At 70.2% G+C, this 14629-nt stretch carries 13 protein-coding genes; 6 read left to right on the top strand and 7 right to left on the bottom strand.

What is annotated here, in order from left to right; all coding sequences use genetic code 11:
• The first annotated feature begins 47 nt into the window (after positions 1 to 47).
• Positions 48 to 1235: a cytochrome P450 gene (locus tag ACWCXC_RS28585; RefSeq protein ID WP_450890935.1), complete on the top strand. Its 1188-nt coding sequence runs from the start codon at positions 48 to 50 to the stop codon at positions 1233 to 1235.
• Here the strand turns inward: ACWCXC_RS28585 and ACWCXC_RS28580 are convergent.
• The 4 genes from ACWCXC_RS28580 to ACWCXC_RS28565 all read right to left on the bottom strand — a co-directional run bounded on the left by ACWCXC_RS28580 (position 1177) and on the right by ACWCXC_RS28565 (position 4301).
• Positions 1177 to 1638 carry a DUF6896 domain-containing protein gene (locus ACWCXC_RS28580; protein WP_450890934.1) on the bottom strand — a complete coding sequence of 154 codons (462 nt, stop codon included), beginning with the start codon at positions 1636 to 1638 and terminating at the stop codon, positions 1177 to 1179. The genes ACWCXC_RS28585 and ACWCXC_RS28580 overlap by 59 nt on opposite strands.
• Before the next feature lie 118 nt (positions 1639 to 1756).
• Positions 1757 to 3058: a replication-associated recombination protein A gene (locus ACWCXC_RS28575; RefSeq protein ID WP_450890933.1), complete on the bottom strand. Its 1302-nt coding sequence runs from the start codon at positions 3056 to 3058 to the stop codon at positions 1757 to 1759.
• Positions 3059 to 3155: 97 nt separating this feature from the next.
• Positions 3156 to 3644, bottom strand: a complete 489-nt coding sequence (locus ACWCXC_RS28570; protein WP_450890932.1) for an MmcQ/YjbR family DNA-binding protein — start codon at positions 3642 to 3644, stop codon at positions 3156 to 3158.
• Positions 3645 to 3776: 132 nt separating this feature from the next.
• Positions 3777 to 4301 carry a MarR family winged helix-turn-helix transcriptional regulator gene (locus tag ACWCXC_RS28565; protein WP_450890931.1) on the bottom strand — a complete coding sequence of 175 codons (525 nt, stop codon included), beginning with the start codon at positions 4299 to 4301 and terminating at the stop codon, positions 3777 to 3779.
• 40 nt (positions 4302 to 4341) lie between these two features.
• Here ACWCXC_RS28565 and ACWCXC_RS28560 point away from each other — a divergent pair, with 40 nt between their 5' ends.
• Complete coding sequence (locus ACWCXC_RS28560; protein WP_450890930.1) at positions 4342 to 5478, top strand: DMT family transporter; 1137 nt, start codon at positions 4342 to 4344, stop codon at positions 5476 to 5478.
• Positions 5396 to 5812, top strand: a complete 417-nt coding sequence (locus ACWCXC_RS28555; protein WP_450890929.1) for an NUDIX hydrolase — start codon at positions 5396 to 5398, stop codon at positions 5810 to 5812. Before ACWCXC_RS28560 ends, ACWCXC_RS28555 begins: the two co-directional genes overlap by 83 nt.
• 74 nt (positions 5813 to 5886) lie before the next feature.
• On the opposite strand, the gene ACWCXC_RS28550 is transcribed toward ACWCXC_RS28555, so the two are convergent.
• Entirely contained in the window at positions 5887 to 6465 is a 579-nt protein-coding gene (locus ACWCXC_RS28550; protein ID WP_450684110.1) for a TetR/AcrR family transcriptional regulator, read from the bottom strand.
• A 113-nt stretch (positions 6466 to 6578) separates the two neighbouring features.
• Here ACWCXC_RS28550 and ACWCXC_RS28545 point away from each other — a divergent pair, with 113 nt between their 5' ends.
• Genes ACWCXC_RS28545 through ACWCXC_RS28535 form a run of 3 tightly spaced genes read left to right on the top strand, consistent with a single transcriptional unit; the run spans position 6579 to position 10153 of the window.
• The gene (locus tag ACWCXC_RS28545) at positions 6579 to 8192 is read left to right on the top strand and encodes an FAD-dependent monooxygenase (RefSeq protein WP_450890928.1); all 1614 of its coding nucleotides are present in this window, start codon (positions 6579 to 6581) and stop codon (positions 8190 to 8192) included.
• Positions 8176 to 8826: a CatB-related O-acetyltransferase gene (locus tag ACWCXC_RS28540; protein WP_450684112.1), complete on the top strand. Its 651-nt coding sequence runs from the start codon at positions 8176 to 8178 to the stop codon at positions 8824 to 8826. The genes ACWCXC_RS28545 and ACWCXC_RS28540 overlap by 17 nt, the downstream gene beginning before the upstream one ends.
• Before the next feature lie 49 nt (positions 8827 to 8875).
• A complete protein-coding gene (locus ACWCXC_RS28535; RefSeq protein ID WP_450890927.1) occupies positions 8876 to 10153 on the top strand; it encodes an erythromycin esterase family protein in 1278 nt (425 codons plus the stop codon).
• Between the two features lie 390 nt (positions 10154 to 10543).
• On the opposite strand, the gene ACWCXC_RS28530 is transcribed toward ACWCXC_RS28535, so the two are convergent.
• Together ACWCXC_RS28530 and ACWCXC_RS28525 are read right to left on the bottom strand one after the other, a co-directional pair.
• Positions 10544 to 11356 carry a phytanoyl-CoA dioxygenase family protein gene (locus ACWCXC_RS28530; protein WP_450890926.1) on the bottom strand — a complete coding sequence of 271 codons (813 nt, stop codon included), beginning with the start codon at positions 11354 to 11356 and terminating at the stop codon, positions 10544 to 10546.
• 886 nt (positions 11357 to 12242) lie between these two features.
• Positions 12243 to 14609, bottom strand: a complete 2367-nt coding sequence (locus ACWCXC_RS28525; protein WP_450890925.1) for an NB-ARC domain-containing protein — start codon at positions 14607 to 14609, stop codon at positions 12243 to 12245.
• Positions 14610 to 14629 lie beyond the last annotated feature (20 nt).

The raw sequence follows: 14629 nt of genomic DNA, 5'->3' as shown, positions 1-14629 counted from the left end.
CGCCCGCCGCTGTGGTCCCCACCGTCCCGCCCACCCCTGGAGGTACGTTGACCGCCGAGTCCGCGCCCCCCGTAGCGGTGCCCCTGCACCGCCTGCACTTCGAGGCACCGGGCCCGCCCCGTCTCGCCGAACCGGCCGACGGCGCCCCCGTCTGGCTGGTCAGCCGCTACGCAGACGTCCGGCAGGTCCTCTCGGACCCGAGGTTCGGCCGGGAGAAGCTGTTCGCCCCCGACGCCCCGGCCCTCTCCGAGGTCCCCGACCTCGTGAGCAGCCCCGACCTCATGTTCAACCAGGACGGCCCCGCCCATCTGCGGCTGCGCCGCACCCTGCGCCGGGCGTTCACCCCGAGGTCGGTCGCCCGCTGGCGGCCGTGGATCGCGGAGATGGTGGACGACCTCCTCGACCGGCTGGAGACGGTGCCCCGGCCCGCCGACGCGGTCGAGGGGTTCACCCTCCCGCTGCCGGTGGCCGTGATCAGCCGGCTGATGGGGCTCGACGAGCAGGTCTGGGACCGGATGCGGTACTGGGGCGAGCACGCCTTCTCGGACGGCAGCCACGACGGCGAGCGGGTGGAGTCCGCCGTGGAGGAGTTCCGCGCGTTCGGCGCGGACCTGATCGCGCGACGGCGGCGCACCCCTGGTGACGACCTGGTCAGCGGGCTGGTCGCGGCGGCGGACCGGGAAGGGGGCGTGCCGGAGGCCCACCTGGTCACGCTGGTGTGCGGACTGGCCGTGGGCGGCCACGACAGCACCTCGACCATGCTCGGCAACGCGTTGCTGTACCTCCTGGGCGAACGCCGTGAGAGCTGGCCGCGCCTCGGCGCCGACGAGGAGGCGGCCGGCCGCGTCGCGGACCGCATACTCCACCTCGTCCCGCTGGGCGACGAGCGCGGCAGCGCCCGGCACACGGCCACCGACGTCGAGGTCGGCGGGGTGACGATCCCGGCCGGCGCGACCGTGCTCGCCGACTGCGGCCGGGCCAACCGCGACCCGGCGGTCTACCCGCCCGCCACCCTCCACGACCTGTTCGCCCCGTTGGAGGCCCCCACCCTCTCCTTCGGCGCTGGCCCCCACTACTGCCTCGGCGCCTGGCTCGCCCGCTGCGAACTCCACCTCGCCCTGCACCGCCTGGCGGCCCGCTTCCCCGGCCTGCGCCTGACGGCCCCCGCGGATTCCGTCACCTGGCGACTCGGCGCCACCTTCCGCAGCCCCCTGCGGCTGGACGTCGACTGGTAGACCCCGCTCCCCCGCCGGGCCGGCCCACCCCGCCCGTACGCTCTCGGCGCACCGCGTCCCAGGAGCCGCGTATGCCTCCGACGCCCGTGGAAGGGACGTCATCACGGAAGCGATCGGCCCACCGGCGCAGCCGCCAGAGGTCGAAGACCGCGCTCCCGTCGGCCTCGAAGTCCACATCGTCCTCGGTGCCGTCGCCACTGAGGAATCGGCATCCCGCCCCATGAACCGTGGAGGAGTAGGCGCCGATGCGCCCGTCCCGGCCGATCCGGCGCGAGCGGACCGGACCGAGGACATCCGCCCTGCGCTCGAGCGAGTGGATCGCCGCCTTCACGGCCTCATCGATCGCGTTCGGATCGCGGACGTAACCCAGCACGACATCTCGCGCGGCAGCGGCCCGTTCCATACGACGTCCCCCTGAGTCTGTGGCTGCGGGCATTGTTCAGGAAAGCGCGCCGCGCGGGGCGTGACGGGTCAAGGGGTGAGACCCCCTCATCACCTGTACGTCCCACGCTCTGTCGGACCTACTCCTCTCCGCGAGCGCGCAGGTCCGCCCAGCGGCGCATGCGCTCGGCGATCCGGGATTCGTAGCCGTTGCGGGCCGGCCGGTAGTACGTCTCGCGATCCATGCCGTCGGGGAAGTAGTCGGCGCCGGAGAAGCCGTCGGTGCTGTCGGGGTCGTACTGGTAGTCCTTGCCGTAGCCGAGGTCCTTCATCAGCCGGGTCGGGGCGTTGAGGATGTGGGCGGGCGGCATGAGGGAGCCGGTGCGGCGAGCGGCGCGCCGCGCGGCGTCGAAGCCGCGGTAGACGGCGATGGATTTGGGGGCGGTGGCGAGGTAGGCGACGGCCTGGGCGATCGCCAGCTCGCCCTCGGGAGAGCCGAGGCGCTCGTACACGTCCCAGGCGGCAAGGGCCTGCTGAACGGCGGCCGGGTCGGCGGTGCCGATGTCCTCGTTGGCGAAGCGGACCAGGCGGCGGGCGACGAACAGGGGGTCCTCGCCGCCGTCGAGCATGCGGGCGAGCCAGTACAGGGCCGCGTCCGGGTCGGAGCCGCGCATCGACTTGTGCAGCGCGGAGATCAGGTTGTAGTGGCCCTCCTGCGCCTTGTCGTACAACGGGGCACGCTGCTGGATGCGGTGAGCGAGCGCCGCGGTGTCCAGGAGGGGCTCGGTGTCCGGAACGACCTGGAGCTGTTCGGCCATGTTGAGGAGGTAGCGGCCGTCGCCGTCGGCCATGGCGATCAGTGCCCGGCGGGCGTCGTCGTCCAGGGGCAGCCGGTGGCCGATGAGGTCCTCGGCGCGGCCGAGGAGGGTGGACAGGGCGGCTTCGTCGAGGCGTTCGAGGACGAGGACCTGGGTGCGGGAGAGGAGGGCGCCGTTGAGTTCGAAGCTCGGGTTCTCCGTGGTGGCACCGATCAGGGTGATCGTGCCGTCCTCGACGTAGGGCAGGAAGCTGTCCTGCTGGGCGCGGTTGAAGCGGTGGATCTCGTCGACGAACAGCAGCGTGCCCTGGCCGACGGTGCGCCGGCTGCGGGCCGCGGCGAAGACCTTGCGCAGGTCGGCCACGCCGGAGAAGGTGGCCGACACCGGTTCGAAGGCCAGGTTGCCGGCGTGGGCGAGGAGGCGGGCGATGGTGGTCTTCCCGACGCCGGGCGGGCCCCACAGGATGGTGGAGCCGAGGCGCTGCTGGGCGACCATACGGCCCAGCGGGGCGTCCGGGGCCAGGAGGTGGTCCTGTCCGACGACCTCGTCGAGCCGGGTGGGGCGCAGGCGGTCGGCGAGGGGCCGGGCGGGCTCCTCGTCGAAGAGCGGAAGCGTCGGTTCCATGGGTCTCCCGGTTCTCCCGGTTGGCGGCGGGCGAAGTGGGCTGTGTACGGGGGTGTCGGCAGGCGTCGGCGCCCACTGGCGGGCGCGCCGGGGGTGCCTACCGGGGGCGGGGGCGATCGCGTCGTGGCAGCCGTTCGACGACCAGGTCGTAGGAGTCCTCGACCGCGTCGGTGATCAGCCGTTCGGTGATGCCGGGGCCCGGACCGATCGTGATCCAGTGGCGTTTGTCGAGGTAGCGGCCCGGTGTGATCGAGTCGTGGGCGTGCACATGGGCACGGGCGTGCTCGGGTTCGCATGTGACCGTGATGATCTGCTCGTCCGGGTCGTCGGTGACGATGAGGAACACCTTGCCCGCGACTTTGTACACGTCGAGCTGGGGGGTGAAGGGGCGTGAGCGGCTGACGTCGGGCAGGGCGAGGGCCGCCTCGTGGGCGGTGTCCTGGAGCCGGTCGCCGTCCGCGCTCACCGGGACACCCGCGTGTCGCCGGCGGTCCTGTGGGGAGTCATGGGGCTTGTCCTCCTTGACGTGAGGGCCGGCCGCTGCGTCGAAGACCGCGAAGTGGGCGCCCTGCGGTCGCGGCGGCACAGTCCATCCTCGCCCGAAACCGCCGAAAACGGGCGACATGCCGCGGACACATGAGGGTCGATGACGGCCGCTCATTCCGCCGGGGCCATCGGCGGTTCCCGTATGGATTCGGCCGCTCGGCGCCGGGGTGGCTCACGTACGGTCGGACGGACGCGGAGACTCCACGCGGGAGACCCAGGTGGTGAGCAGTTCTTCGAGCGCCGTGGCCTCGGTGGGCGTCAGCAGGCTCAGCAGGTGGCGCTCGTTGTGCATGTGGTCGGTGAATGCCTGGTCGATCAGTGTGCGGCCGGGCGGGGTGAGGGCCACGATCCGGCCGCGCTGGTCGTCGTCGGAACGGCGGCGGGTGACGAGTCCGGCTCGCTCCAGGCGGTCGATCCGCTTCGTCATCGCGCCGGTGGTGACCATGGTGTGCGCGGCGAGTTCTCCGGGCGCGCGCTCGAAGGGTTCACCGGCGCGGCGCAGCGCGCACAGGACGTCGAACTCTCCCTCGCTGAGTCCGTAGCGTTCGTAGACGACGCAGAGTTCCCGGGTGAGGTGGTCGGCCAGGCGGTGCAGCCGGCCGATGACGCCCTGCGGGGAGATGTCGAGGTCGGGCCGCTCGCGGCGCCAGTCGGCCTGGATGCGAGCCACGCGGTCCAGCGGTCGCGGAGTGTCCATGCGCACCACAATACCTTCCGTGGAAGTTATATTACCTTCCATGGAAGGTAATCTGCGGTGGGTGGCGCTCACCGCCGCCGCACCAGTGGCCTGGGGCACGAACTACTACGTCACCCGTGAATTCCTGCCGGCCGACACCCCTCTCTACGGGGCTGCGCTGCGAGCGCTGCCCGCCGGCCTGGTCCTGCTCGGGCTGTGCGGGCGGCGGCCGAGTGGCGTGTGGTGGTGGCGGTCCGCGGTCCTCGGACTGCTCAACGTGAGCGTGTTCTTCGTCCTCGTCTACGCCGCCTCCCAGCTCCTGCCGACGAGCGTCGCCTCCACCGTCATGGCGGTGTCGCCCCTGGCGATGATGCTCATCGCCTGGGTCCTGGTGTCCGAGCGGCCCGGCGCCGCGCACCTGGCCGGGGCCGCGGTCGGGCTCGGCGGGGTCTGCCTCATGCTGCTGACAGGGGGGGGAGGAGCGAGCGTGCCAGGGGTCCTCGCCTCGGCGGGAGCCATGCTCGTCTCGTCCTTCGGCCACATCCTGACCAAACGCTGGAACGACACCGGAACCGACGTGCTCGCGTCGACCGCCTGGCAGCTCACCGCCGGGGGACTCTTCCTGCTGCCGGCCGCCGCGGTCGTCGAGGGCCCGCCACCCGCACTCTCCGCACCGGAACTCCTCGCGTTCGGCTACGTGGCCCTCGTCGCCACCGCCCTGGCCTTCGTCGCCTGGTTCACCGGGCTTCGGCACCTTCCGGCGGGGACCGTGGGCCTGGTCGGACTCCTCAACCCCGTCACGGGTGTCCTGCTCGGCACGGTGATCGCCGGAGAGATGCTGACCGCCCATCAGCTGTGTGGCATCGCGCTCGTTCTGGCCGGAGTCGTCCTGGGACGCTCCGGCCGCCCCCGACGACGCGACGGCACCGGCCTCCGCTTCGCCCCGCCCCCGACCGGCGGCCCGCGTCAACCGCATCGAGCCCTCGTTCGGCCCCGTGCCGTGGGGAACGGTGCCGACCGTGAGGTCGGCCGCAAGCCCGGGGCCGGTCGCGGTGAGGCGTCGTCCGTGGCTCGTGCCTGGCAGAATCGCGTCCATGACCCAAGGAAATACGCCGGTGACACCGCCCGCCCGGACCGAGCCGCTGATCGTCGTGGCGGCGGCGGTCGTCCAGAGCGGGAAGCTCCTCGTGGTCAGTAAGAAGGCGGCTCCCGAGATCTTCTACCTTCCCGGCGGGAAGCCCGACGCGGGCGAGGAACCCCTGGGGACGCTGGTGCGGGAATGCGAGGAGGAACTCGGCGTCCGGCCCGTGGAGCCGCGCTTGCTCACCGACGTCGAGTCCGTCGCGGCCCTGGAGGGCGTCCCTCTGGCGATGACCGTCTTCGAGTCGCGCCTCAGTGGCACCCCGGTCCCCGCCGCCGAACTCGCACACCTGCGGTGGGTGTCGGGTCACGAGGAGGACATCCGGATCGCTCCGGCGGTACGGGACCACGTCCTGCCACTGCTGCGGAGGAAGGGCCTGCTGGCGGCGTAGAACGGCTATGCGGCTGCCCTCCCCGCGAAGCCCTGCGCGGCGGCAGCCGGCCCCGCGGAGGGTGCTCCGTCATGTCACGGCCGCGGTCCCATTCCGGTGAAGAGGGCATCGAGAATCCGGTCGATGTAGGCGTGAGTCAGTGGCTCCTGCGTGATGAGCAGGCGGAAGTACAGCGGACCGGAGAGCATGGCCATCGCCAGGTCGAGGTCGAAGTCGGGTGCCAGTTGGCCCTGGCGCCGAGCCGTTTCCAGGCGGGCGACGGTCCTGTCGGCCTGCGGGGCGATGAAGCGTTCCTTGAGTGCGGCGGCTACGCCGGGATCGTGCTGGGCCTCGCTGACCAACGCCTGGAAGAGGGAGCGGAGCGGGGCGGTCGCCAGGAGATCGACGGTCGCGTAGATCTGGGTCCGCAGGTCCGCCGCGATGTCGCCCGTGTCGGGGTAGTCCAGGTCCGACTGGCTGAGTGAGAGCGCAGAGTCGAGCAGCAGGGCGCCCTTGGAGGACCACCGGCGGTAGATGGTGTGCTTGCCGACACCGGCCCGCGCGGCGATCGCTTCGATGCTGAGCTTGGCGTAGCCGAGTTCCTGCCCCAGGTCCAAGGTGGTGCGCATGATGGCCTGGGTGAGGTCGGGGCCGCTTCGACGGGCGTTGGTCATGCCCATCACCATAGCGGCACGGCACGTGCCGTGCTTGACAGTCCTCCGCCCTCGCGGCACGCTCTCCCCACAACGGCACGGTACGTGCCGTGCCGAAGGTGAAGGGTGGGTGTGTGGACACTGATGTGATCATCGTGGGTGCGGGACCGACGGGCCTGATGCTCGCCGGCGAACTGCGCCTCGCGGGCGTGCGGTCCCTGCTCCTGGAGCGGCAGCCCCAACGGCGCGAGACCCCGCGGGCGAACGGCCTGGGCGGGCAGATCCTGGAACTGCTGCACTTCCGGGGCATGCTGACCGAACTCCATGCGGCAGCCACCGACCCCCACCCCGCTCCGCGGTTTCCGTTCGGAAACGTGCACCTGGACCTCGGCGGGCTGGTCGATCCGCCGATGCGGGCCGTCCAGATACCCCAGCCCTCTCTGGAGCGGCTGCTGGAGGAACGCGCTCTGCGTCTGGGCGTCGTCATCCGTCGCGGCCACGAGCTCACCGGGTTGGACCAGGACCGGGACGGTGTGTCCGCCGACGTGCGGGGCCCGGACGGGCCGTATCGGGTGCGCGCCCGGTACCTGATCGGTTGCGACGGCTCGCGCAGCGGCGTACGCGACATGGCGGGCATCCGCTTTCCCGGGACCACCTGTCCCGAGGTCAACCGGCTTGCCCAGGTCACCCCGGCCGAGGGAGCGGCGCGCTGCGACAACGGTGACCTCGATGTGCCGGAACTGGGCAGACTGCGTCCGGGGTTCACGCGGAACGGTCACGGCGTGCTCGGGTTCGGCTGGCTCACCTCCGAGGTGATGCTGATCTCCACGACGGAGGACGAGGGCACCACCTACGAGGACGACACGCCCATGACCCTGGCCGAACTCCAGGACAGCGTGCGCCGGGTGCTGGGCGTGGCTCTTCCCCTGGGGAAACCGCTGCGCCTGTCGCGGTACCAGTTCCAGGACCGGCACGCCGACCGGTACCGGGAGGGCCGCGTCCTGCTGGCGGGCGACGCCGCCCACCAGTTCCCCGCGACCGGCGTCGCGCTCAACGCCGGTATGACCGACGCGGTCAACCTCGCCTGGAAGCTGGCCGCCGAGGTTCACGCCTGGGCACCACCCGGACTGCTGGACACCTATCACGCGGAGCGCCACGCCGCGGGAGCCCGGACCCTGCTGCACACCCGCGCCCAGATGGCCCTGCGGCGCGGTCACGACGCCGCCGCAGACGCACTCCGCGTCGTCTTCCGGGAACTGCTCGGCGACGAGGCACCCCTGCGCCGTATGGGAGCCATGGTCGCCGGGGCCGACATCCGATACCCGCTGTCGGAGGGCCCTACGCACGCACTGACCGGCACCTTCGCACCCGATCTCGCCCTGGAGACCGACCGGGGCACCACCAGAGTCGGCGCACTCATGCACTCCGCACGCCCCCTGCTCCTCGACCTCGCGGACCGCCGTGAGCTTCGGGAAGCCGCCACGGGATGGGCCCACCGCGTCGACATCCGGACGGCCGGAACCGACGACCGGCCGGCCGACGCCCTCCTGATCCGTCCGGACGCCCGCGTCGCCTGGGCCGCACCGGTCGGCGCGCCCGCCGACGTTCTTCTGCCGGCGCTGCGGCAGTCCCTCTCCACCTGGTTCGGGCGTCCCCGGGCCGAACACGACCGACCCCACCGGCCTGCCACGGGCCACGTACGACCGCTCGCACACGATGAGGATGTCCGCCATGCACGTACCCGCTGATCCCACCGTCCTGCACCCCATGCCCGACCAGCCGAGGGTGGTGCTGCTCAAGCCGCTGGTCACCTCCCCGCTGATCGAGGTGGGGGAGTACTCGTACTACGACGACCCCGACGACGCCACCGCGTTCGAGACGCGCAACGTTCTCCACCACTACGGACCCGAGAAGCTGGTCATCGGCAAGTTCTGCGCACTCGGCACGGGGGTGCGGTTCCTCATGAACGGGGCCAACCACCGCATGGACGGGCCCTCCACGTTCCCGTTCCCCACCATGGGCGGTTCCTGGTCCGCGCACGTCGACCTGCTCACCGGGCTGCCCAGCCGTGGGGACACCGTCGTCGGCAACGACGTCTGGTTCGGCCACGGCACGACCGTCATGCCCGGCGTGCGCATCGGCCACGGGGCGATCATCGGCGCCGGATCCGTCGTCACCCGGGACGTGCCCGACTACGGCATCGTCGGCGGAAACCCGGCCCGGCTCATCCGCACCCGCTACAGCGCGGAGGACGTCGCGCAGCTCCTCGAACTGGCCTGGTGGGACTGGCCCCCGGAGCACATCGGCCGGCACGTACGGACCCTCATGTCCGGCAGCGTCGACCAACTGCGCGACGCGGCCCCCACGTCCCGGCACCCCTGAGCCGCCGCGCCCGCACGCCGCGCCCATCCCTCCGGAGGAGAGCCCCACCATGCCGCCCGCCCCCGACCGGCCCCACTTCACCGACTGGCTCGCCGGCCACGCCACCCCGCTCGCCCACCTCGACCCGGCAGCGCCCCTGGACGACCTGGAACCGCTGCGTGACATCCTCGACGGCGCCCGTGTGGTCGCCGTCGGGGAACACTCCCACTTCATCGCCGAGTTCGCCGCCCTGCGGGGCCGTATCCTGCGTTTCCTCGTCGAACGCTGCGGCTTCACCGTCCTGGCCTTCGAGTACGGCTTCTGCGAATCCCTCCCCCTGGACGTCTGGACGCGCGGCACGGGAGCGGACGACGACCTCTCCGCGCTCCTGGCCACCGCGGTCCCCATCGGACTCCAGGAGCCGGCGCGCTACCTCCGCGGGCACAACCGCACCGCCGCCCGACCGGTCCGCTTCGCGGGAATCGACATCCCGGCGGCCGGCGGGTCCCTGCTCCCCGCGCTGGCTCCGGTCGCCGGCTACCTCGGGCGCGTCGACCCGGAAACCCTGCCGGCGATCCGGCACGCGACCACGATCGCCGCGTCCTTCGCCGGTGACTCGGCGGCCGCGGCCGCACCCGCGTGGGCGCGCCTGACCACCGGCGAACAGGACACCCTCAGCGCACTCCTGGCACGGCTGCTCATCCGATTCCGCTCCCTGAAACCGCTCTACCTCTCGCGCGCCGACCCGGACGACTACGACACCGCCCTGCGATGTCTGGAGGCCGCCTGCCACGGCGACTACACGTTCCGCGCCATGGCCGCCCTCTTCACCGGCGACGGACTCACCGCCGACACGTCCGCCCGTGACCACTTCATGGCGGAGTCACTCCTGTGGCACCTGCACCGACTCGCTCCCACCGAGCGGGTCGTCCTCATGGCCCACAACGCACACATCCAGAAGACACCGGTCGCCTTCGACGGCCGCCTCACCGGGCTTCCCATGGGCCAGCACCTCCACGAGGCCCTCGGCGACGCGTACTTCGCCCTCGGCCTGACCAGCATCACCGGCCACACCGCCGACATGCGCCGCGACGAGAGCGCGCCCTTCGGCTTCACCCTCCACGACACCCCGCTGGAACCCCCCGCACCGGAAAGCATCGAAGCGGCCTTCGCCGACGCCGCCCTCGGACTCGCGATCGCCGACCTCCGCCGCGCCCCGTCCGAGATTCCCGGAACCCCCGCCCGCATCCGTATGCAGGGAATCCACCAGGAGACCGCCGTCGTCGACGCGTTCGACGGCATCCTCAGCACCCCCGTCTCCACCACCACCGACGTGGAGAAGTCATGACCAGCGGGTTCACCGAACTGGTCGTCGACTGCCGCGATCCCCACCACCGAGGTCTGCCCGCCCTCGTGGCATCTCCGGACGGGACCGCGAGACGGAGGGGCTGCACCGGAGGCCCCGGTGCGGCTTCGCCGTGAGGCCGAACGTGTGGGCTCGCAGAGCGCCGCTGTGTGTCCGTCCCCGGGCTTTTTGATGGGCTCTCGTGGAGGACGGGGCGGAGGCCGCCGTCATGCTGCCGGCGGGATGTCCGTTCTGGCGCTTTGTCTGTGTGCCGCACTGCAAGGGGCGGAGCCGGTGGGCGTCTTGGGCCAGTGAAAGCAGTGGCTGGCGATTCCGGGCCGGCTTCCGATCCGTCCTCGGGGAACGGCCGCCAGCGGTTGGCGCTGCAGGCGCCTACCCGGCGCCGTGGTCTGCGCCGTCCCCGGCCGGACCGGGGGTGTCCCGTCCCAGGCCCCTGCGGATCGCGATCTCGACGGGTGAGTACGCGCCGTCGGCCCGCTCCAGTTCGTACGGTGCGGCAGGCATCAGCGGTGGCTGGGCCATGAAGCGTGGCCGCACCCCATGGTGCGGTTGTGCCGAGTGCACCAGGAACGGATGGCACAGAAAGACGTCGCCCGGGGATCCGGTGGCGAGGGCGAGTGGCCGGTGGTCGGACGCCGCCACCAGATCGGGGGCAAGGGTCAGCCCGCTCGCCCCGTCCGTCCCGTACTTCTCCAGCACCTTTGGCACGTCGAGGTGTGAGCCGGCCCGGATCCGGGTCGGTGCGTCCTTCTCACCGACCTCGCTGAACAGGAACAGCATCAGCAGCGCCCGGCCCTGGGAGTGCAGATTCGTGAAGTACCAGCTCTCGCCCTCCGGCAGATAGCTCCCCTCGATGTGCCAGCCCGCGTCGTCCGGCTCCTCCTCATGCGGGAAGCGCAGCGGGAACGTGCCCAGCGAGTAGCGCGGCTCCCAGCGTCCCGCGCCGACGAGCAGGTCATACGCGTGTTGCAGGGACGGGGAGTTGGGTGCAGCGGCGAACGGGCCCTGCGCCATGCCGCCCACCCAGTGCACGGGCTGCGTCCAGGTCGACGGGTCGTCCGGGTCGCAGCCCGTCTCCCGCCACAGCAGCCGCGCACAGTCCGCGGCCACGCGAGGCGCGACGGCGCCCTCCAACTTCACGAAACCGTCGCGGAGAAAACGGGATACCAAGGTTGTGTCATCCATGCCCCCCATCGTGCGGTGGCACCGGCCTCGCTCACCCGACATTCCCCGCGCTGCCTTTGTCGGGTAGCAGGATGCGGTTCCCCGCCTCGTCGTCCCGGCCTTCGGAATGGCGCCACACGCTCTGCAGCGAACTGCGCACTGTCGGCGGCTGTGCTGAGGAAGGAAGCAGCGCGTCGACGGGTGGACCAGGCGCGAGCCCGGCCGGCAGGACACGCGGCGCCAGGTTCGCCCGTGCACTGTGAAAGGTTCATCATCAGCCGGTTGGGTGTCGGCGGTGCTCGACGTGCCGAGGCGCCGGACGCACCGGCCCGGTCGGCTTCCCCGGCTGTGTGAGATTTCGTGACACGTGAGAGGGTGCGGGGCGTGAGTGAGACACCGCCGAACACCCTGCAGTACCGCTTCGACGGGCCCGAGGACGCCCCCGTTCTGATCCTCGGACCCTCGCTGGGGACCACGTGGCACACGTCGGAAAAACTGTCCTAGGGCGTCCAACCAGTCCAATGCAGACACTTATGTCCAGTTCGGGACTGCTAGGTGCGAGGGTATCTTTCCAGTTGGTGATCGGCCTGTGACAGATCACGGCAAGAAGAGGTCCTGCGGATCGCTGTGGCGGGGCATGTTCGTGTGGCTGGACAGGAGGTCTGCGGCAGCCTTCGTGGGCTCCGTTGGACGGACGTGGTGACCACGCGCGTGCGGTGGCAATGCAGGGCACGGGGCAGCAGAACTTGCCCCTGGCGAACGAGGATGTAGCCCTTTGCTCGCAAGAATCCGTACGTCTTGGCTGCCTTCTCCACGTGCCTGGTCCGGGTCCGCGGGTTCGATCGGTACGGGGCAATCGACAACCTGCAAGACGTGACTCGAGCCCGCGGGTAAGAGCGTGAGCAGGTCATTTGCCGCGCAGCATCATGCTGACCGCGGAAGCGACGACGACCCGGGAAAGTAGCTTCCAACCGAACTCGTCATCCTGGTCAAGTGCCGCCACATCGAGCCCGTCCAGGCCCCCGTGGAACTCGCGAATCGCGGCGTGCTCCCGGTCGCACACGGCTTTCAGGAGGCGCAGCGTCTGCATCTTGTAGGGCATGCAGGTCACCCCCGCCTGGAGACTGAGATGCTCGACGGCCATGCCTGACGCGATACTGACGAGGATGGATAGAAGTTGCTGGCACTCCGGGGCGGGTGATGCGTCGGCTTCGCCGATGAGGACCATGAACGCGGTGCGGCACTCAGGCACGCCGCAGGCCGCGGCCAGACCCACCCGCAGCCCCACGTTGTGCAGGGTCTTGGCGATCACCTGCGGGTGCAGAGGTTGCTCGACTGCGTACGCGTGGATGGTTTGAAGGTGTTCCCGGACATCGTTCCATCGATGCTGATACGCCAGGGCTTCGGTGAGGAGCCCCGTCAGTTCGAGGCGTTGCGGGCCGCGAAGACCGTCGTCCTCAAGTAGCGTTCGGCAGCGCTGCTCGACTTCCTCGTCGGTCATGAGTCTCGTGGTCAGGGCGTCATTGATCTGGCTAATCTCGTGCTGAATGCGCAGGGACTGGGTGGCCGGCATTCGTTGACGCAGCGAGGTGAAATCGGCTGTGAGGGCCTGTACCTCTGGCTCCGGGGTGCCACGGCCGGTGTGACTGCTGAGCACCGTCAGGCAGTTGGTGACGGCCACGGACACGTCTTCGGTCCGGGAGTCGGCCAGTTGGAAGGCGAGGTCTCGGGCGCGCTGCAGGTGGGGCAGCCACACTGCCGATGCTTCACCGGTGTTTCTCAGGACGTCCGCGAGCTGAGAACGGGTTTTCAGTTCAAGCACGGGGGCCGGTTCCTTGCGGGTCAGCAGATACTCCAGCTCGTTCTCGAATGCCTGCCGGGCGTCGTCGAGCTTCCCCCGCAGCACGTAGGTACCGGCCAGGTTGCCCCACATGACCGCCAGCGTGTCTGTGGCAATGCCCAGTCGGCCGGCATGGCTGGCGAGGCTCTGCACGTGCGGCAGGATCGCCAGGAGATGTTTGTCGTCATTCGCCTCAATGAACGCCGTCAGCCATCCCTGCGCGTGGTATGCAGCTTGGCTCAGGATCTCGGGCACGTCGGTGCCGCCTTCCGCCAGTGTGCGGATGACGTGTTGCACGATCTCGTTGACGTTGATGGTGTCGTCGACGCCTTCGCAGTGTGCGGTGGACCATTCCTGCTGAGGCAGCGTGCACAGCGGTTCATCGCGCCGGGCCAACGACTCTGCACGCAGCGCGCGATGCATCTCGTGGGCGGTGAAAGGGACCTTGGCCTGCGGGCCGAAGACCGCCGGATGGCGAAGCCCCGCCCTGACGGCGTTGTCGCTGGACATCAGGGTGGAGAAGTAGAGGAGCCAGATCGGAATCTGCCGGGAGGCGAAATAGGCTGCGGGGAACAGCGCGTGGGCTGCGCCTTCGGATGCCGGCTGCAGCTCTTCCTTTTCCATCAGGCGTTGTAGAGCCAACCGGATGGCTCCCACCAGCGTCTCGGGGTACCCGTGCGGGATGGCGTCTCGGTCATCCAGCGCCAGTTCACGGATCTGCTCCAGGTAGCGGTCCGCTTCCTTGAGCCCGAACTCGTGACCGGCAAGGTGACCGCAGGCGAGCTCTATCGCCAGTGGCCAGTGCTCAAGCTGTTCTGCGAGAGCCGCAGCGGTCCCTTCGCTGGCGGCATCCCAATCTCCCTCGTGGTGCAGGCGCATCCTGATCAGCTCCGTGGACTGATCTGGCGTCATGCTCAGGATCGCTACTTTGGCGCGCTGGGTTGCCCAACTGACCTGGTCGGTCGCGGTGATGAGGACGTGGCCGCGCCCGCTGGTGGGAACCCAAGGATCCACCAAACGGCGGTCGACGACATTGTCGATGATCATGAGCCAGGGGCGTGCTGAGGAGCTGAGTAGCGTGCGTACCCGGTCACGGAGTCGACTGCTGTCAGTATCTGGGCCGTTGTTCGTGCGACTGAGCAGCCAATCGTGAATGCTCTGGAAGGAGGAGCGCAGGGACGTGCTGCTCTCGCCGTTCACCCAGAAGATGTGGTCGTAAGAGTCGGCCATGTCGTAGGCGTAGTCGGCGGCGGTACTCGTCTTGCCGATGCCGGAGGGGCCGAGCAGCGCGCAGGTGGGAACCGTGCGTTCCCGTCCGCCGCTTGTTAGACGTCGTCTTGATTGGCTGAGACGAGACGAGAGTGCGGAGGATGAACCCGTGTGCTTCCTTACTTCTCGGCCGGATTGTGTCGGCAGCACCGGGTAGACGATCATGAGCCAATGGACATGGACAT

The organism is Streptomyces sp. NPDC001515 (assembly GCF_053597115.1).
This window is presented reverse-complemented; position numbering and strand designations above follow the sequence as displayed.

What these genes read in the sequence shown, in the direction of transcription:
- ACWCXC_RS28575 (WP_450890933.1), bottom strand. Translation starts at nt 3,058, where the DNA reads ATGGAACCGACGCTTCCGCTCTTCGACGAGGAGCCCGCCCGGCCCCTC.
- ACWCXC_RS28540 (WP_450684112.1), top strand. Translation starts at nt 8,176, where the DNA reads ATGCACGTACCCGCTGATCCCACCGTCCTGCACCCCATGCCCGACCAG.
- ACWCXC_RS28580 (WP_450890934.1), bottom strand. Translation starts at nt 1,638, where the DNA reads ATGGAACGGGCCGCTGCCGCGCGAGATGTCGTGCTGGGTTACGTCCGC.
- ACWCXC_RS28560 (WP_450890930.1), top strand. Translation starts at nt 4,342, where the DNA reads ATGGAAGGTAATCTGCGGTGGGTGGCGCTCACCGCCGCCGCACCAGTG.
- ACWCXC_RS28550 (WP_450684110.1), bottom strand. Translation starts at nt 6,465, where the DNA reads ATGACCAACGCCCGTCGAAGCGGCCCCGACCTCACCCAGGCCATCATG.
- ACWCXC_RS28525 (WP_450890925.1), bottom strand. Translation starts at nt 14,609, where the DNA reads ATGATCGTCTACCCGGTGCTGCCGACACAATCCGGCCGAGAAGTAAGG.
- ACWCXC_RS28565 (WP_450890931.1), bottom strand. Translation starts at nt 4,301, where the DNA reads ATGGACACTCCGCGACCGCTGGACCGCGTGGCTCGCATCCAGGCCGAC.
- ACWCXC_RS28530 (WP_450890926.1), bottom strand. Translation starts at nt 11,356, where the DNA reads ATGGATGACACAACCTTGGTATCCCGTTTTCTCCGCGACGGTTTCGTG.
- ACWCXC_RS28535 (WP_450890927.1), top strand. Translation starts at nt 8,876, where the DNA reads ATGCCGCCCGCCCCCGACCGGCCCCACTTCACCGACTGGCTCGCCGGC.